General features: G+C 34.9%; 18 protein-coding genes. 6 read left to right on the top strand and 12 right to left on the bottom strand.

From position 1 onward, the window contains the following. Nucleotides 1-311: 311 nt before the first annotated feature. From MYP_RS17240 to MYP_RS17270, 7 genes are all read right to left on the bottom strand, one after another. On the bottom strand, nt 312-821 hold the full coding sequence (locus tag MYP_RS17240) for a PASTA domain-containing protein (protein WP_045466050.1): 510 nt from the start codon (nt 819-821) through the stop codon (nt 312-314). Between the two features lie 4 nt (nt 822-825). Further along, nucleotides 826-1,371 (bottom strand): hypothetical protein, encoded by a 546-nt coding sequence (locus tag MYP_RS17245; RefSeq protein ID WP_156140700.1) that lies wholly within the window; start codon nt 1,369-1,371, stop codon nt 826-828. A gap of 319 nt (nt 1,372-1,690) precedes the next feature. Next, nucleotides 1,691-1,933, bottom strand: a complete 243-nt coding sequence (locus MYP_RS26790; protein WP_197060113.1) for a M28 family peptidase — start codon at nt 1,931-1,933, stop codon at nt 1,691-1,693. 8 nt (nt 1,934-1,941) lie between these two features. Next, nucleotides 1,942-2,658 (bottom strand): M28 family peptidase, encoded by a 717-nt coding sequence (locus tag MYP_RS26795; RefSeq protein ID WP_045466056.1) that lies wholly within the window; start codon nt 2,656-2,658, stop codon nt 1,942-1,944. Between the two features lie 138 nt (nt 2,659-2,796). Further along, the gene (locus tag MYP_RS17260; protein ID WP_045466059.1) at nt 2,797-3,024 is read right to left on the bottom strand and encodes a ferredoxin; all 228 of its coding nucleotides are present in this window, start codon (nt 3,022-3,024) and stop codon (nt 2,797-2,799) included. Beyond that, nucleotides 3,017-4,258, bottom strand: a complete 1,242-nt coding sequence (locus MYP_RS17265; RefSeq protein WP_045466062.1) for a peptidase U32 family protein — start codon at nt 4,256-4,258, stop codon at nt 3,017-3,019. Before MYP_RS17265 ends, MYP_RS17260 begins: the two co-directional genes overlap by 8 nt. Before the next feature lie 123 nt (nt 4,259-4,381). Then, nucleotides 4,382-5,746, bottom strand: coding sequence for an MBL fold metallo-hydrolase RNA specificity domain-containing protein (locus MYP_RS17270; RefSeq protein ID WP_045466065.1), 1,365 nt, complete (start codon nt 5,744-5,746; stop codon nt 4,382-4,384). Nucleotides 5,747-5,812: 66 nt separating this feature from the next. On the opposite strand from MYP_RS17270, the gene MYP_RS17275 reads away from it, so the two are divergent. Next, nucleotides 5,813-6,667, top strand: a complete 855-nt coding sequence (locus tag MYP_RS17275; RefSeq protein WP_045466068.1) for a universal stress protein — start codon at nt 5,813-5,815, stop codon at nt 6,665-6,667. Between the two features lie 98 nt (nt 6,668-6,765). Here the strand turns inward: MYP_RS17275 and MYP_RS17280 are convergent, their stop codons facing one another. Further along, complete coding sequence (locus MYP_RS17280) at nt 6,766-9,150, bottom strand: penicillin-binding protein 1A (protein ID WP_045466071.1); 2,385 nt, start codon at nt 9,148-9,150, stop codon at nt 6,766-6,768. Nucleotides 9,151-9,430: 280 nt separating this feature from the next. Between MYP_RS17280 and MYP_RS26800 the strand changes: the two genes are divergently transcribed. Further along, on the top strand, nt 9,431-9,976 hold the full coding sequence (locus tag MYP_RS26800) for a YqaE/Pmp3 family membrane protein (protein ID WP_052430301.1): 546 nt from the start codon (nt 9,431-9,433) through the stop codon (nt 9,974-9,976). 54 nt (nt 9,977-10,030) lie between these two features. Here the strand turns inward: MYP_RS26800 and MYP_RS25310 are convergent, their stop codons facing one another. Continuing rightward, entirely contained in the window at nt 10,031-11,089 is a 1,059-nt protein-coding gene (locus tag MYP_RS25310) for a helix-turn-helix domain-containing protein (RefSeq protein WP_052430302.1), read from the bottom strand. A 254-nt stretch (nt 11,090-11,343) separates the two neighbouring features. On the opposite strand from MYP_RS25310, the gene MYP_RS17295 reads away from it, so the two are divergent. Continuing rightward, nucleotides 11,344-11,547: a hypothetical protein gene (locus MYP_RS17295; RefSeq protein WP_045466074.1), complete on the top strand. Its 204-nt coding sequence runs from the start codon at nt 11,344-11,346 to the stop codon at nt 11,545-11,547. 709 nt (nt 11,548-12,256) lie between these two features. Here MYP_RS17295 and MYP_RS25315 read toward each other — a convergent pair. Continuing rightward, on the bottom strand, nt 12,257-14,524 hold the full coding sequence (locus tag MYP_RS25315; protein WP_052430303.1) for a PAS domain-containing protein: 2,268 nt from the start codon (nt 14,522-14,524) through the stop codon (nt 12,257-12,259). Between the two features lie 332 nt (nt 14,525-14,856). Between MYP_RS25315 and MYP_RS17310 the strand changes: the two genes are divergently transcribed. The 3 genes from MYP_RS17310 (at nt 14,857) to MYP_RS17320 (ending at nt 16,723) form a co-directional block, all read left to right on the top strand. Beyond that, a complete protein-coding gene (locus tag MYP_RS17310) occupies nt 14,857-15,240 on the top strand; it encodes an HYC_CC_PP family protein (RefSeq protein WP_045466080.1) in 384 nt (127 codons plus the stop codon). A 175-nt stretch (nt 15,241-15,415) separates the two neighbouring features. After that, on the top strand, nt 15,416-15,727 hold the full coding sequence (locus tag MYP_RS17315) for a hypothetical protein (protein ID WP_156140701.1): 312 nt from the start codon (nt 15,416-15,418) through the stop codon (nt 15,725-15,727). Between the two features lie 111 nt (nt 15,728-15,838). Then, complete coding sequence (locus MYP_RS17320; protein WP_045466083.1) at nt 15,839-16,723, top strand: DMT family transporter; 885 nt, start codon at nt 15,839-15,841, stop codon at nt 16,721-16,723. Between the two features lie 79 nt (nt 16,724-16,802). On the opposite strand, the gene MYP_RS17325 is transcribed toward MYP_RS17320, so the two are convergent. After that, complete coding sequence (locus MYP_RS17325; RefSeq protein ID WP_045466087.1) at nt 16,803-17,846, bottom strand: hypothetical protein; 1,044 nt, start codon at nt 17,844-17,846, stop codon at nt 16,803-16,805. A 109-nt stretch (nt 17,847-17,955) separates the two neighbouring features. Beyond that, nucleotides 17,956-18,981, bottom strand: a complete 1,026-nt coding sequence (locus tag MYP_RS17330) for a hypothetical protein (RefSeq protein ID WP_045466090.1) — start codon at nt 18,979-18,981, stop codon at nt 17,956-17,958. Between the last annotated feature and the right edge of the window lie 179 nt (nt 18,982-19,160).

The raw sequence follows: 19,160 nt of genomic DNA on the forward strand, positions 1-19,160 counted from the left end.
AGGTATTTTAGGTTCATAATAAGATTTCGTACAACTTGTTTTATGCGAACTAAGGGAGGTATATCATTTCAAATTAGTAAGATATATGCCCCTTCCCCAAAAAGGTAAAATAAAGGATCAATTCCCGAATGATAGAGCTTTTTATGGATTTCTAACAGATCTAGATAAACTTCCCTGTCCCAGAATTTAATTGATGCCTTCGCTCCAAGCGAAGGCATCAATCGCTAGGTTCCGTGATGTATCTTATTATCTGGAAGGGGTTAGTGGAAGTATAAGTGTGGCCTATCAGGGGGGCACGGACGAGTGTTTTTTTACTCTTCCTTACCCACTTGAAAATTTATTATGCTTCCTTCTTGAAGTTGTTCTCTTCCTTTTAGTACCTGTCCATTTGAGCTTATTGATATAACAATAGGAAAATTATTTATAATCGTGTCAATTTTGCCAATGAGGAATCCAGCATTTTTAATAATTTGAATTCCATCTTTTGCTGGTTGGTCAATTACATTGGGTATAGAAATTAACCTGGAAGTTTTTCTATTATAGGTAATCGATATAGTTCTATTAGGTTTTACTTCCGAACTTGGCATAGGAAATTGACTCACTATAATCCCTCTTTGTAAATTTTTATCATAAATAGAATCAGTAATTTTAAAGTTCAATTGTTCTATGTGGGGAATTTTATCAACCGGTATTCCAATGAGGTTTGGAACTACTATATGTTCATTTCTTAAAGTATATAAATTCAAAAATTTAAATGTGCCAATGAATACTATAATTGCTGTAAGAGTAATAATTAATAAATTGGGGACAATTAATTTCATGTTTTTATGTTTTACACAACTTGATTATATACGACTTAGATGCTTTACTTAATAAATTGGGCGAAGTCTTCATTATGTCATTATAGAATCTTATGACTTCATTTAACATTTCTATTTTAAATTTATATAAATTTTTTAGTTTCTGATCCTTTGTGTTGTTCCAAAAATAATATTGAGCAAAGTCTTTTTTAATGGCTTCTTCATCATATTTAAATTGTGGGTCATCTTGAGGATCCAATCCCATAAATATTCGCCTGCCATTTCTTGGTTTATTTATTACAGTAGAAATTCTATTAAGATAAGCTTTTATTGCATATGCTTTTCCATTCCTAGTTCCATCATTAGAAATCAAAAGCTTATATAATTCATCACCTGTCTTTTCCTGGATTTCAGCCTCCAATTCAGAAATAACTTGTAATAAAAACTGCTTATATTTTATCACTTCTTTAATTGAATCTCCATTAATTCCGGCATTTAAGATTTGATTTTCAATTTTGGTCTGGACTATTTCCAAGGAATCAGCAGTACTTTTCAAAGTGAGTATTTCCATATCTTCTTCAGTCTTTTTTAAACTGCAAGAAACAAGGATTGATAAAAATAGGATAAATAGGTATTTTAGGTTCATAATAAGATTTCGTACAACTTGTTTTATGCGCACTAAGGGAGGTATATCATTTCAAATTAGTAAGATATACGCACCTTCCCCAAAAAGGTAAAATAAAGGATCAATTCCCGAATGATAGAGCTTTTTATGGATTTCTAACAGATCTAGATAAACTTCCCTGTCCCAGAATTTAATTGATGCCTTCGCTCCAAGCGAAGGCAATCAATTGCCAGGGCAATGGAGCAGACTGGTGGTGCCTCTTAATTCATTTCATATTCACAATCGCCCAATAAACACCTTTTACCACTTCGGCCATTTTATCATAGTCTAATGTTTCAGGAGTATCCGTTGGTTCATGATAGTTCTTATTTCTATAAAAGGAAGTATTGGTAATCATTAAGGCAGGAAGATTATTATTCCAATAATTCAAATGATCAGAAAAATCAATTCCCACCATTGACTTGGGGGCATTTATGGATTCTACATTTATGGAGGAACCTTCAATCATTGACTTTTTTACATTCTTAACCAGGCTTTTTCTCCAATCCTTCCTACCACTGCAATAAAATTTCCTGTAGATGGATAAATAGTTTTTAAAATCCCAACAGGATATTCTTGCGATTTAGGTTTCTCAGAAAAATATCCGATCATCTCAAGGCAGATCATTGCTTTGAAAGGAATGTTGTTCTCAATGATATACTTAGAATGGATAGCACTTCCCATATTTGCTGTTCTGAAATATGGTGGTTCTTCCAATGTGTAAGCAACAAGATCAACTCTGTATTTTAATGTCGGTTTCAAAGAATCCAGAAGCCTCCCGATTTCTAAAAGACCTGCAACACCACTTGCATTATCATCTGCCCCTGCATGATCCAAGCATACATCGTAATGAGCACCAATAATCATTCTCGGTGCATCTAAAGGCCCGTAAGTGCTAATGATATTTTTATATTCATTGCCATCTGCTGTATATTTTTGTTCTTGAGGATTTAATCCATTTTTCCGGAACTCATTAAAAATATAAGCGGCAGCTTCATTTAAAGCATTAATATTTTTATAGTTTCTGGGCTTGCTAGTAGTACATAATACCTTCACATCATTTTTTAATCTTTCAGAAGAAACAGGAATAGGTACTATACCTGGTTTAGCAAATCCCAATAGTGGAGTGGTTAAAAAATAGAATAAAGCACTAATAAGAAAAATAATGCTTCCTAAGAATAAAAGTGTTTTCATTTTAAATTTATTTATTTAATTCATTTTTATAACATGTTAGCGCACGTTCATATATTTCTATTTAAGTATTATTGCATATCCGACAAATATAAAAAGCCCCGAAAATTCGGGGCTTTAACTATATAATTCAATAAACTATTACTTTTGAATCACTTGTATAATCTTTACTGGACATAGCTCAGCCGCCTTTTTATTCGCATCCAGTTCTACTTCCGAAACGTCTACAGCGTGAAAACCTTTTTTATCTTTTGATCCGATGAGTACACTCTTGCCATCTTTCTTAGACATCGCCCAGCGATCAGGGGCCACTTCAACACAATAATTGCAGCCGATGCACTTTTCTCTCTGCTGAATGATCTTAATCATTGGCCGGAACTACTTTATAGATTTTATCGCTGCTACGAATCGTTTCTTCAAGAGGTATGGAAAATGAAATACCCTTTCCAACTTCCTCTACCTGTTTGTCATCCACTCTGATTTCAGTGATGGTGGTTTCTACAACCCCTGTTGTAGGCCCGATGATCAGCACCTCGTCTCCAATCTTAAGTTTATGCGTTTCCAGAATAAATTCTGCCACTTTTACTTTAGGGAAGTAGCGTACTCCTTTACCAAGGAATATCTTACGGGTAGTAGCGGAAGAACCATGTTTGTTAGTCCATTCACCAAGTTTTTGTCCCAGATAATAGCCGCTCCAGAAGCCTCTGTTATAAACAGTTTCAAGTCTGTTCATCCAGTCCTGAAGTTTTTCATCTGTAAAGGTATCATCCAGATAAGCGTCAACAGCTTCTCTGTAGCATTTGGTAACTGTTTTTACATATTCCGGTGCACGGCCTCTGCCTTCCAGTTTTAATACTGTCACACCGCTTGCTATGACTTCATCAAGGAAGTTGATCGTACATAAATCTTTAGGAGACATGATGTATTCATTGTCTATCTCCAGTTCATGTCCATCTTCAAGATCTATTACTTTGTAAGTACGTCTGCAGTTCTGCTGACAAGCACCGCGATTAGCCGAAGAGTTGGCAGTGTGCAGGCTCAGATAACATTTACCAGATACCGCCATACACAGTGCACCGTGAGCGAAAATTTCAATACGAACCAGTTCGCCTTTCGGACCTCTTACATCTTCTCGTCTGATACCATCAGTAATGTCTTTGATTTGCTTTAAGCTTAATTCTCTTGAAAGCACAATGACATCAGAGAACATTGCATAAAACTTAACAGTCTCAAGGTTGGTAACATTCACCTGAGTAGAAAGATGTACTTCCACACCTTTGGTAAAAGCGTATTGAATGGCTGCGTGGTCAGCAGCTATAATGGCAGTAAGTCCGTTTTCTTTTATAGAGTCGATGATACGCTTCATGATGCTCATATCATGATCGTAAAGGATAGTATTGAGCGTTACATAAGTTTTTACATTATGTTCTCTTGCAATACGGCCTATTTCGGGTAAATCCTCCAAAAGGAAGTTATTGGCAGCACGAGCTCTCATGTTCAACTGATCTACTCCAAAATATATCGAGTCAGCTCCACCCTGAATTGCGGCCATGAAGGCTTCAAAAGAGCCTGCCGGTGCCATTACTTCAATCTTATCTCTCATTGTTGTGTATTCCGTCTAAAAGAAGTTACAAAATTACGTTAAAATGCCTGAATATTTGCTTTTATATCGAAGTTTTTGAATGAATGCCTGATCCGCTTTTTGATTTTCAGTGAATTAAGAAACCTAGTTGATTTCTATGACATCGTTCAGATCTGGCAGAGAGACACTTATTCCGAATTTTGCTTTTATTTTTTCTGCTAAAGCCTGGCTTGCATCTTTTTCTCCGTGGATGAGAATGATTTCTTTTGGCTTGAATCTGAAACCGGCAATCCAATTAAGGAGTTCCTCCTGATCCGCATGGCCTGATATATTTTCAAGGCGAGCTATTTCTGCTTTTACCTGATAAAATTTCCCCATTATTTTAATTTCCGCTTCTCCGTCCAGCAGTGCCCTTCCTCTGGTACCTTCTGCCTGATAGCCAGGTAGTATTACGAGATTGTTCACGTCTTCAATTTCTGCTTTCAGATAATGTAGAATTCTTCCGCCAGTGATCATGCCACTTCCCGCAATGACTATCTTTGTTTTTTTGCGGTCAATAATGCTAAAGGTTTCCTCGATCGCTCTTACAAAATAGACTTCCTTATTCAGATCGATAAGGGCGGTTTTGTTAAGTTTATGCCAATCAGGAAATCTGGAGGTAACCTCAATTGCCTCAGTACCCATTGGAGAATCAAAAACAACAGGAATAGGAGGGATTTTATTTTCTTTTTTCAAAGCATCAATGAGCAACATTATTTCAAGTGCTCTTCCGACAGCAAAACAAGGAATTAATACATCGCCACCTCTTTGGATGGTTTTATTTATAAGATCTTCTAACTGATCCTTGGGAGATGTTTCAGGATGTATCCTGTTGCCATAGGTGGATTCAAGTAACAGGATATCTGCTTGTTCAGGAATTGAAGGGGAAGGCAGGTAAAGTGATTCGGGTCTCCCGACATCACCGGAAAAAATCATTTTTTTATCAGAGATATCAATTTCCAGATAGGAAGAACCAAGAATGTGCCCATTTCTTTTAAACCTGAATTTTATGTCTTTAGCAAGTGAAATCCATTCATTTTCCTCACAGTCAAGAATGTAATTCAATGTTTGTTCAACATCATCTAAAGTATACAGGGGCAAGGCTGGTTGATGTTTGGAATAGTTACCGCGGTTGGCAGCATCTGCTTCCTCCATTTGAATTTTTGCACTGTCTCTCAGTATTATTTCAGTAAGAGCCTGGGTGGGGGCAGTCATAAATACAGGTCCTTTATAACCGTTTTTTACAAGTGCTGGTAAATACCCTGTGTGATCCAGGTGAGCATGTGTTATCAGAACAGCCGAAAGTTTGCTGTAGTCCAGGGGAAGAGGTATTCTGTTCAGCAGTCTTAAAGACTTTTTCCCTTGAAAAAGACCGCAATCGATAAGGATTTGATGCTTTGCAGTTTCCAATAAAAATTTAGAACCAGTAACTGTTCCTGTCCCTCCCCAAAAATGAATTTTTGCTTTCATAGATTCTTTATTCAAACAATAGATCGATTGTAAAGGTAATATGAATACTAATCTCCTGGAATTTTCATGAAAAGAATCACCGCTTTATTTGCAACAGACTTTTCTTCGAGTGCAGAAAATGCATTGAATTATTTTATCAATTTTGCAAGACCATTTGAGGTAAAGCTCTTTGTGCTGCATGTTGTTGAGGTGCCATTAATACCTACAGAAGTGCCTTATGAAAGGATGTTTGAGAAACAGGTTTCAGACAAAATAGAGCTTGGTGTAAAGCTGATGAAAACAACTACTCGCATATTGGAGCTTTGCAATAATATTGAGGTAAATCATATCCTTGCAGAAGGGGACCCACAAGAAGAAATTAACAAAGCTTCTGATAAATATAATGTAGACCTGATTATCATGGGAAATAAGAAAGGTGGATTTTTTACAAGAATTTTTAGTGGAGATACTGTAGCCGGAATGATTGAAAATGGTAGCCGTAAAATTTTGGCGATATCTGAAGATGTTCATTTCAGGCCTTTAAAAACAATAGTTTATGCATGTGCCATTTCAGTCAGAGATCATAATAATATTAATGAATTAAGTGAATATGCAAAAGAATTTGATGCTGAAATTATTATCCTGAATGTTAGGGATAAACTGGAGCAGGAATATCCTGAGATTGCCGCTGTGATGCTTGATGAAATTATGGATCATGTTCATTATAAAAATATTAAACTGATTACCAAAACCGGGACAAACGTATCGGCAATTATAAAGAAGTTTATAGATGAGATTGACACTGATTTAGTTGTAATGGCTACCCATCATAGAAACTTTTTGGAAGCTATATTATCTGGTAGCACCACTGAAAAAGTATTAAATATATCAAGCCATCCTATGCTTATATTTCACCTTCAAGGTAATACAAAAGGGTGGTAATAAAATATTTTTTTTCTGCTTAGTATGTTAGTAAAAAAAAATCCCTGCAAATAAGCAGGGATTTTTTTTTCTATAATAAGTTTCAGGAAGGTTAATAATTAATACCATTCATCTTCTTCACTTTCAGATGAAGTTCTTTCACGTTTTTTCTTTTTAAAGATATTCTTAAACCAGTTAAGAGGTTCTTTGGATTCCTGACGACGATGCGATCTTTGGTTTTCAGATGGTCTTCTTAATTCATCCCCTTCGAATGCTTCATCGGTACCACTATTATTTACAGGATACCCATCCGGAGCTTTCTCTGAAAACGGAATACAGTCCATATTTTCAAATATTTCTTCCCTGAGTTCAGGCCATTGCTGGTAGACATATTTTTTTAACTTTTTATCTTTACCAAGCTTTCCCATAAATTTACCGAATATAGGCATTGCCATATGTGCACCCTGACCAAGATCTATAGACCTAAAATGTACCCTTCTGTCTTCAGCACCAACCCAGCATCCTGCAACTAGGGCAGGGGTATAGCCGATAAACCATCCGTCTGCATGCGATTGAGTTGTCCCTGTTTTTCCTGCAATCTGAGCATCAGGACCTACATAATTTGCCATACCAGCAGCTGTACCTTCCTGCACTACTTTTCGAAGCATATAGGTTATCATTTCAGCAGTTGAAGCACTGACGGTCTGCCGGAAATCCGGAGGATTGCTCTTGTAGATTGTTTTGCCAGCTTTGTCTTTAATCTTTAATAGGTAATTTGGACTTACACTTTTTCCACCATTTGCAAATGCACTGTATGCAGAAACCATTTCCATCAAAGAAACATCTGCAGTGCCAAGAGCCAGAGATGGTACTGGGTCCAGAGGGGAACTAATGCCAAGTTTTTCGGCAAAGTTTACAACTTTATTAACTCCTGCTTTCATGATCAGGCTTGCCGAAACAGTATTTACTGATTTGGTAAGAGCGCCTATCATGGAATAATATCCTCCATAGTTTCCATCAGCGTTTTTGGGTGACCAGTTATCATATTCCTCAATCACCTGCCTTTGGTTAGGGAAGTATTCGCAAGGACTGATTCCTGATTCTAAAGCAGCTGCATAAACGATAGGTTTGAAAGTTGAACCAACCTGTCTTTTGGAAGTAACATGATCATATTTGAAATATTTATGGTTGATACCGCCTACCCAGACTTTAACCTGACCGGTAAAAGGATCCATTGCAAAAAATCCAGCCTGAAGGAAATATAAGTAGTGCTTTATGGAATCCAGGGTTGAGAAATTCTTTTCTTTTTCTCCATCCCAGGTAAATACCTTCATTTCTGTTTTTTTATTGAGCTCCTTTTTGAAATTTGCCTCATCCAGGTCAAGGCTTTTTAAATATTGATATCTGTCAGACCTTTTGCATGCATCGGTCAATACCTGAGGAGATTTTTTCCAGGGAGTTGAGTTTTTCCAGTGGGAATAAAAACTAACCTGTAATTTAGACATGTGCTCAGTCATCGCTTTTTCAGCATGACGTTGCATTTTTGAATCAATGGAGGTGTATATTTTTAAACCATCAGTATACAGATTATAAGGAGTTCCATCCGGCTTATAATGAGTATTGCACCATTCATCCAATTCTTGTCTGAGGTATTCTCTGAAATATGTGGCTAATCCTGTATTATGTGAAAGGTAGTTGTATCTGATTTTTAGATCTTTTTTCTGGAATTTCTCGGCTTCTTCTTGCGTAATAAACTGATATTTTGCCATTTGTTGCAAAACAACGTTTCTTCGTTCCTTTGCTTTTTCAGGATTCTTTGCCGGATTATAAGACGTTGTAGCTTTAAGCATTCCAACCAAAGTCGCGGCTTGTTGAATATTCAGAGAATCTACTGCTGTATTAAAATACCTTCTGGCACCAGCAGCTATTCCATATGCATTTTCTCCATATGGCACAGTATTAAAGTATAGTGTTAGAATTTCATTTTTATTAAAAGTTTCATTTAATCTTGTAGCTACTATTGCTTCTCTTGTTTTATTGATTAGCATTGAGAAGAACCTGTATTTTTTTCTGGGAAAAAGGTTTTTAGCCAATTGCTGTTCAACAGTACTGCCACCACCAGAGCTTTCATCCTGCATTATTATAGATTTAAACAGCACTCTGAGCATTCCTCTCCGGTCAAATCCATTGTGCTTATAAAAGCGGATATCTTCCGTAGCCAGCAATGCATTGATTAAATGTTTGGGTAGTTTTTCAAAATTTATATCAGTACGATCCTGAATAAAATATTTTCCTATGAGAATACCATCTGAAGAATAAATTTCAGAAGCTGTAGCATTTCTGATGTTTTTCAGATCATCTCCATTGGGCAGTTTTTTGTAGACTTGATAGGTTATGTAAATAAAGATTGAAGCAAATAAAACCGCCAGGAATATCATTCCCGGTTTAATCCACTTTTTCCAGTTAAAATCTTTTAAGGAAAATCCCTGTTCCTGATTACTCATTTATGTCAACCTTTTATAATCTGTGAATACAAATAAAATAAAGTTCCGGTTCAATTTTAACAATTGGCATGATTACAAATAACTTTTGAAGGAAATTTTAATATAATTTCTTGAGACTCACATAAGAAACCTTTCTTTATATATTTATTTTTTTTCTTTCCTGAGTCTGACAATCTTATATGTTTTTTCACTTTCTGTCAGTTTCTTAAATTTTTCAAATGTAAAACAAATGAAATAGGAGATAGTTAAAATCAGTGAACAACCAAAAGGAATAGCTACAATGAAAAAAACTTTATTTTATCTGAATGGAATCATTCTTTCTTCACTGATGATTTTATCATGCAGCAAAAAGGAATCTGCGTTTTTTACAAACCATTATTCAACGGGATATACCAGTTTGAAAAAGGAAAATAAAGAGAGTGTTAAACCTGAAATTCAAACTCATATCGCCAGTGCCAATAAGGAGATTGTTACGGCTTTAGGTGAGCAGGTGATTTTTAAACCGGAGATAGGTGTTTCAAAAAATAATCCGGATGAAATTAAGGCGATTTTATCTGACGAGCCGCAAGCTAAAGGAAAGGAGGCCGCTGTACCTTCTAAAAAGGAAATTAAGAAAACTGTTAAAAAAGCAGTAAAAGAAAGCAAATCAAATGATAGTACTATTAGTAAATTATTGCTTGTGATTATCGCTATTATACTTCCTCCATTGGCAGTTGCTTTAGTTGATGGATTGAGCGGACCGTTCTGGTTAAGTATCTTGCTTACGATTCTGTTCTACCTTCCCGGACTTATATATGCTATTTACAGGATTTATAAAAATGATTAAGTTTTATAAATTCTGTAAAATAAAAAGTCCCTCGAAATTTGAGGGACTTTTTTATTATTCTGGAGAGTGAGCAGAAAATGTTCCGTCATCATAAAATATGACGATTTTTTGTACTTTTTTAGGTTTCTGAACTGCTTTTTTCTCTGCGGTAGGCTGAAATGGTGCTTCCTGAGTATTAAGTGTCAGATTTGAATTTGCTGAGTTTTCCACTTCTCTCATCGTTTCTGTGATCATAACAATCTCTTTGGCTTCTGTAATAGGTTGATTAATTGTTTGTTCTATATTTGGTTGTTCCGGCTGAATTTCCTTATTCTCCGGGGTTTGTACTTCTGCTAATAAGACTTCTTCTTCAGGTTCTTGGGGTGGAACTACTGGCGATTCCTTTTCCTGAATTTTTGTTATTTCATTTGTTGCCTCTGTGAATCCTAAATCACCTGTCCTTTCTGATTCGATAATTGCTTCATCCTCAGGGGATATTGTAATTTCTTCTGTTGTCAATTCTGTTTCAGAGTCAATTTCAGACTTAGAGGTTGACAACGTTTCGGGGTATTCTTCTTTCTCCGTTTCGGCAGATTTTTCTTCGATGTCTGTTTCTGACATTTCTTCGCTGATCGTTTTTATTTCAGAAATTTCTATAATTTCTTCGTGCTGTTCTTTGAAGAAATTGGGATTTTCGAAAATACTGTCGAAGTATGCATCAACAGAAGGCTCCGATTCAGGAGTGTAAAATGATTCTGTTTGGTTAGGAGAGGTGTTTTCAGAAAACAGTAAACCTGAAACGATTTCTGCAGAGACTTCTGCTTTCGCCAGAATTTCTTCTTTTTTTTCTAATTCTTTGCGTATTAATTTCTTCTCTTCTTCCGGGTCTGCTTTCTGCGGTTCTCCAAATAAGTTGAGCTGTTTCATAGGGCCTTTTCCAGTTAAGAGCCAATCTGATTGTATGTCCGGAAATGTAATAAGAATTTTATGAATCACATCCAGACTGGGTTTGTTTCTACCAGAGAGGATGTGTGACATGCTTGACCTTTGGATACCTATTGTATCAGCAAAGGACGAAGGAGTCAATTCTTTGTATTCCAGTATTGCCAGTATTCTTTCTGTTATTAAATTCATTTTTGTGAATATAACTTTACAAATGTACACAACCGCAAGTTTACATGGTTGTATTTTGTAAACTAGTTTTGCACATTCCTAAAAAAACTCGGAGTTTACATTTGTAATTTACAAATGTGTATCACACTTAGTCAGGATATGAAAAAATGAAAAAAAGAAACCATGAAGGAAATTTTTCTCGTTTTATTATAGATTAAGGCAAAAATAAAACTAAATTAGCGCCATATTTCTGAAATTTTATAATATACATTACTATGCAAACACTTGGAGTTATATTAATGGTCGTAGGATTTATCATGGGAGTTTTCGGTGGAATGTTCCTTGCAATACCTGCGGTTGTAACAGATGAAAAAGGCGGTTTGAGCCAGGAAAAAATGATCAAAGTTTCTGTATTAATTTTTGTCGGTTCTGTAATGATTCTAATTGGACAATATTTGTTTGCAGGATTAAACCACTAAAAAAGTAAGATTTTAAAGATACGTTAAATCCGTTTTTCTCTTAATAGAAGGGAAAAACGGATTTTTTTTGTTTTTTTTTGAGAGTTTTTTTGAAAAAAGAGTGAATAGGTCTGATGATAGAACTTCTGAAGATATTTATTCCAAAGAAGTAAAAAAACTATTCCCAACCATTCAGTGGATGAATTATTGAATTAAAAGTGTTTGTAGTGCGATACTTAATAATTTATAAGTTTTTATTAAGTTGCACTTGGCTTTGAACAGAGTTTTATTTTTATCGCCAAAATTTTTCATACTAAAATAAAGAGGCTGAACTTTAAAATTAATCCTAAGCTTTTGATTGTATAGAGTAAGAAAAATGGCGGCAAAATTTAGTAATAACCGACCTTTTAAATTTCGAAACCCCGGAAAGTCGTCTGAGTTGGAAGACAAGGGTCGAAGATTTGTAAAAGAGGATGAAGTCTATTATTTCTGGAATACATCTTTCAATTATGAATCTAATAAGATTAATAATTTACCTGAATCTAAAAGTAAAAAGGAAGCTTGACTTTGGAAACTAAAAAGGCGCTTGAAATAGTCTTTTAAATGTCTTTAATAATTATTTGTCAAGGTCCAAAGAAAATGTTCAAAGAGCCTCATTATAAATGACAAAAGGAACTGATTGGGTCAGCTCCTTTTTGTCTGATAAAACAACTCTAAACTAAACTAAATTTTATTTCTTATTATTCTTTTTAACTGTCATTAATTCAGTTACATCTTTGGAAAAACATGCCACTGCGAAGATTTCTCCGGCATCGTTACGTAATGGTGCATAGTTGGATGCGTAGTAGGAGATTTTACTTTCCTGGGGATATTCAGTTATGATTTCAAAGTTTTCACCTTTAAATGCTCTTTGGTAAACTTCGATCTGGTTTTGTTTTGCTTTTTCATCCTGAAATAGATTCATTAAGTCAAAACCTTTAAGATCTGTGATACCTGCAGCTTCAAGACCTTCTGCAAATGATTTATTCCAATCAATTATACAATAATTTTTATCTACTGTAAATATGCTGTCTTTGGGAACATTTATCAGTTCTTTTAAATATTGCTCTTTTCGCCGAACGTCCTCTAGGATACGTTGCATTTCTTCCTGGGTTGCAGAAAGCTCCTCCATATTTTGACGAAGTTCTTCTTCCTGAGCTAAAAGTTCCTTGGATTTAAGTTCACTTTCTCCCAGTAATTTTTCTGACTGTTTCTGTGCTGCTATTAATTTCGTAATGTCTTTCCCAAAGCTTGCTACTGCAAAAATTTTGTTGTTTTTATCATGCAATGGGGCAAGGTTTGTTGTGATGTAGATCACCCCACCATTATTATCATCGTATTCATTCGTAATTTCAAAGTTTTCCCCGTTAAAAGCTCTTTCATATAAAGCAATTTGTTTCTGCTTTTCAGCTTCTGATGGGAATAAATCAAGGAATGGAAAGCCTTTTAGATCTACATTACCAGTAAATGCTTCAAGGGCCATTGAAAAAGATTTATTATAGCTAAGTACTCTATAGTCTCTGTCTACCGTGAATATTGTATCCTTTGGCACATTAATCAGTTCAGTAAGGTAACTTTCTTTTTCTCTTACCTCATTCAGAATTCTCTCCATTTCTTCCTGAGTGGTTGAAAGCTCTTCCATATTTTGACGAAGCTCTTCTTCCTGTGCCAAAAGTTCCTCTGATTTCTGACGTGATTCGCTTAGCAACTGTTCAGTCTGCTTTTGAGCACTCATAAGGGCTGTCACATCTTTCCCAAAGCATGCCACAGCTATGATTTCTCCTTCTTTACTATAAATAGGAGCTAGGTTCATGGTATAATAGGATTTCACTCCATTGGCATCATATTCATTGGTCTCTTCAAAATTCTCGCCTGCGAATGCTCTTTCAAACAGAGTTTTTTGCTTCAGCTTCTCATTCTGATCAGGAAATAATGAAAGGTAATCAAAACCTTTAAAATCCATCTTTCCTGTCATAGCTTCTAAACCTGCCGAAAAAGCTCTGTTGTAACTAATAATTTTAAAATTCTTATCAACTGTAATGATGCTATCCTTAGGTACATTGATTAATTCATTCAAATAACTTTCTTTTTCCTGAGCTTGATTTAGAACTCGCTTCATTTCTTCCTGAGTTGCAGAAAGTTCTTCCATGTTTTGTCTCACTTCCTCTTCCTGCTCCCTTAGTTGCTGTGTTTGTGCTTGTGTATCCTGAAGGAGCTTATTGGTGCGTTGATTGATTTTAACAGCTTTCACAGTTGAAGCAATACTTTCTCCAAGCCTTTCAACAAACTCAATCTGATATTTTTTAAATATGGAAAATGAGGCGATTTCAAGCACGCCAAGTACCTGATCGTCTAATTTTAATGGAACAATCAAAAGATTTCTCGCAGAACCTTCTCCTAATCCAGAGGTAATTCTCAAATAACTGTCAGGTATTTCTGTCATGTAAATAGTTTCCTTTTCCATCACAGCCTGTCCCGCAAGACCTTCACCTATATTTATTCTTTGATTAATGTACTTTTTTCTTTCAAAGGCATAACAAGCTTTTATTTCTAAATAAATGTCCTGAGCATCATTGTCGTCGATAATATATAATGCACCCTGATTGGCTCCCAGATATTTAATCAGATTTCTGATTATATCATCTGTTAGCTCGTTCATGTCATTGTTTTTAGACCTCAGGATGTCAATGAACCTTGCCAGCCCTTCTGTAACCCAGTTTCTTTCCTTTTCTTCAACAGCATAGTTCTTTAACTGATTTCTGAGACTTATAAGCGAAGCACTCAGAGCGTTGCCTGTGTCTGATTCTTCATTGTACTTATAATCGACATTAAGATTTCCTTTTTCTATTTCTTTTACAAATTCTGAAGCTGCTATAATTTGTGCTTCTAGTGTAGTTACTCTCTCTTCGAGTTCTTTTGTTTTAGAATTGCTGGTTTTACTGAAAACTGGAATATTCATCTGGTGATAAAATAAATATTAATAATTTAAAGAAAAAGTACCTTCTTAATACATTCTTGATTTGAATCAAATTGCATTGAAGAAGTTTGTATTTAATTGTAAACCTTTATACGCTAAATCTGAAAATTGTTTTCTGGTTGTATAGAATATTACATTAACCGCCAATTTTTAATATTAAGTACTGGAATTTCAAAATGGACATTTATACCTCATATTATGGTGTTTTTTGTATTTTTTTATTCATTTTATTTATACTTTTACACTAATATTATCGTATATTACCAATGATATTGAACCTTGTTAGTGAATAAAAGGTTAAATATTCCGATAACATGTATTTCAAAAGATTTATAAATATTGTTCTTGTATTTGCACTTCTTATCTCTGTGATAGGCGTGACGACAACCAGTGCGATCTGTAAATACAGAACCGGAAATAATGTAGTGTGCAAAAGTGCCGAAAAGAATTGTTGCAAGCATACTAAAGAAAGTAACAATTGTTGTGAGGTAAAATCAGAACTTAAAAAGCTTGATGCAGATCTTTTAAGACAAGGGAATTTTGATTATATTCCAGATATAATTTTGTTTGCTGCAGCTTACTTTTATATAGCATTTGAATTTTTGCAGGTAAAGGACTCTCATGTCCGATTATATAATTACAGTCCACCTCTTATTTCTTTGGATCTATCGGTCCTTCATCAGGTATTTAGAATTTAGGAATTGAGTTTTTATGAAGTACGCATAATTAAGTATTGCTTATTGCTACTTAATGAATAGGATATCTTCTGATACTGGTTAGGTATTGTTCAGATTTTATTTACAATGCGGATTTTTGCTTTACAAGCAACTTTTAATAAAAAAATCAATTAAATACTTTAAATTTAAAATCAAGATGAAAAATCATATTTTAATTGCACTTATAGGTTTCTTCCTTTCTTTTGCCAATCAATCATTAGCAAGCACTCTCACTGATGATAAACCTGAATGTTGTAAAAAGAAAATGGAATGTTGCAAGAAAGAAAAGGAATGCTGCAAAAAGGCAGAAAGTAAGGCTTGCTGCGCAACTGCAGAAGCCTGCAAAGACGGATCTTGCTGTAAAGACGGGGTTTGTACTAAGGGTGATGTAAAATGCTGCAAAGAAAAATCTGAAGCTTGCTGCAAACATGAAGGCAAAAAAAAGAAAAAAGATAAGTGTTGTAAGTAAATGATTATAAAGCCCCCGACATGTCGGGGGCTTTTTTTTACCTCTTAATAAAAACTCAATTAGGAATTCCTTTAACTTTGATTTTATATAGTTTAAAATTGAAGTTTTAGAATGTCAATAAAAAATCACAAAAATGAGAATCTGTTCCTGGTTGGCTTAGTTATTAGTATGTTTTGCTGGGGGGTAAGCTGGACATCGGGAAAGATTATGGTCAGTTATGGAAATGCACTGAATATAACGCTTTACCGGTTCTTTGTAACATTTATTTCATTATTTATAATAGTTGGGTTTACCGGAGAGAAGCTTAGAATTCTCAAAAAGGGTTTGCCAGATCTTATTTGTGCTGCCTTATTAATAGCTCTTTATACATACTTGTTTTTTAAAGGTCTTTCTCTTGGAAAGGCAGGAGCAGGGGGAGTATTGGTTACTACATTAAACCCGATCATTTCATATGGTATAATGCTTGTTTATGCCAAAAGGAAACCTGGGAAATATGAAGTAATCGGACTTGCAATTGGTCTGGTTGCAGGAGCTTTCTTGCTTCAGGTTTGGAATAACTGGCATAAAATCTGGAATGCCGGGAATAGTTATTTTGTTATGGCTACTTTTACATGGGCCTTCTTAAGCCTATTTACAGCAAGATCAGGACGTTATGGTTCGCCGATAGCTTTTAGTCTTTGGATGTATGGTATATGCACTGTTATCATAGCTTTGATTTCTGACTATCAGGAAAGTATTGAAGTGTTTAACAGGATTGATCTTGTTTTCTGGATAAATCTTTTTTTCAGTGCTACTATCACAACTGCTCTGGCTACAACGTTTTTCTTTGTTGCTACTTCTAGATTAGGTGCAGGCAAAGCCAGCACATTTATTTTCCTGGTTCCGTTTTCTGCCGCTTTAGGATCCTGGATTTTTTTAAAGGAAGTTCCGGAAATTCATACCATCATTGGGGGACTTCTTGGAATATTTGCTGTCTATATGATAAACAGAAAATAGAAATGATTCATTTAAAAAAGGATTAACAAAGATGTAAAAATAAAAAAGCTCCCAACAAAAGGAGCTTTTCTATTAAGTATTAATAATACTGGTAAATTACCTCATCAATATTTTCACTCAGAGGGTAGTAGATTTTAAAAGCATTTGAACTGGAGTTTTTTACCCTTTTAGGAGTGGGGATATCACTTCCTGTATATCTGTATCCTGCTTCAATATCTATTGTCTCAGGACCTGTGTTCAGGGCAAGCTTTATATCCGTTTTAATACATGAATGACCGCTCACAAGTATATAGGGACCGGCTTTTGTATCACCATAACTTTTCCATAAGTAATCCTCTTTCATGAAGATTATATAATCGTTGTATCCTATTAGGGTTTTACTTGATTCAATTACGTTTTTAACAGAAGAACCTTTGAATACAGGCTCAGATATTCCTGACAACCTCATAGACATTCCAATCCAGCCACCAGTAGATTTCCAGGTCCTTTTTTGAAAGTAACTTTTCTCTCTTACTTCTCCGCTAGTATGTTTGATTGAAAGTTTTCCTGTAAGAGTGGTTTGGGCAGAGTCTTTATATAAGGCTGTTCCGATAGGTTGAGCTGTTTGCCAGTAATAGCCTCCAGAAACATTCGTGAGTGTTACAGTTCCGTTTATAGAGATTGTTTGTTCTGTGTTTGTAATTTTTACATTGAAATCCTTAAATGTAACGCTACATTCAGCATCCTTTTCTCCATAACTATTTCCTTTTTTCAGTTGAATTGAAACATATCCTTTTTTTACCTTTTTATTGCAGATAATTTTATCATCATAAAAGAGATTATAGATTTTTTTATTATTACTGTTAACGGTTGCCGAATCAACTCTAAGAATACCGCAGGGCAATATATATGAACTCTCATTTTTCCCTATCTTATAGCCAATAAAATCTGTTATATCCAATATTATCTGATTAGTCTCGTCAGATGCAGATCGGTCATCTTGTTTAAGCTGAGAGGGTATTGACTTTGCTGGTCCTGTTTCTTCTTTTGTACATGAAAACATACTTGGAAGAAAGAAAAGTAAATATAAGAAACTGAAGTAATTTGACTTTTTCATAAATGGTTTATCAAAACCGGTTTTCATAAGGTACGTTACTTTACCTTAAAAGTTTGCAATATAAATATGTTGTGGCTGAAAAATAAAAGGGCCTTCCTGTGACTGGAAGGCCCTTTCGATAATTAGCTATAGTTAGTTAATATAATTGATATTGTTCTGACTTTAGATATGAGCCAAATTCAATGGAAATTTTATAGGCATTTGCCTCACAAAGATTGGCATCTGTAGTTGAGGTAGCTGTCATATTTGATGTGTTATATTTATAACCTGCCTCTACATCGAAATATGCAGGAGTAATAGCAGGAATATTAACATTCGCTCTGGCTTTTCCTTTCACAAGTACATATGGTCCTGCCCACGTGGTACCGCAGTTTGACCAAAGAAAGTTTTCTCCAAGATTTGATACATAATCAAAATTTCCATCTAGAGTTTTTCCTGTTTCATATACATTGGAATATGAATTCACCCCTAGTGTTGTTGTTGTATCTCCTGCAATTGTTAACCTTAAGCCAGCCCAACCAGAAGTAGAAGACCAGGTTCTTTTCTGAAAGTAGTTTCTTTCACGCACAGCTCCATTAGCATGAGTTACCATGAATTTACCTCTTACACTATGGGTTACAGCATCTTTATGTAGTGTGTTATCAGAAGGTATTATCACTTGCCAAACATAACCTCCGGTAAGGTTGGTTACCGTTATTGTTCCGTTTATAGTAACACTCTGGCCTGTAGCATTAGATTCTACTGTGTAATTATAAAATGTAATAGTGAACCTTGCATGCATCTCATTAAAATGAGAGCCGCTTTCCAGTTTAAATGAAACATCTCCGCTTTTCTTTTTGTAACCGCATTTATTCTGGTCTCCGAATTTTAATGAATAAGTTTTTTTACCTGAAGATTCTGTAGAATCAAATTTAACTACACCGCATGGCAAATCATATGCAGCAATTCTTGCATTTTGTGCTCCACCTCCGATTTGATTGCTGATTACATCATTTACATTAGAAATAGCTTCGTCAACTTCAGTTGAGCCTGTATTATCGTTTTGTTTCAGATTAGTAGGGACGGAGGTCGTCTGAGGATCGGTTTCATCTTTTTTACATCCTGAAAGGACTGAAAAAGAGAGTAACGTCAAAAAGAATAAGGAACGAATGTTTTTTTTCATAGAGTTGTGTTTCAAACAATTAGATTATGTACGAAAGACAATATGTTATAGTTGGTTTTATTTCAATTATTTAAACTGAATTTTCGATACATTTCCTGTGTGAAAATAGTAATTTGTTATCATACAGTCTCTTTATGAATATGGATACCAAATTTACTTATTTGCAACTTAAGTAATTT

Source organism: Sporocytophaga myxococcoides, from assembly GCF_000775915.1.
In the GTDB taxonomy this organism is placed as follows: Bacteria; Bacteroidota; Bacteroidia; order Cytophagales; family Cytophagaceae; genus Sporocytophaga; species Sporocytophaga myxococcoides_A.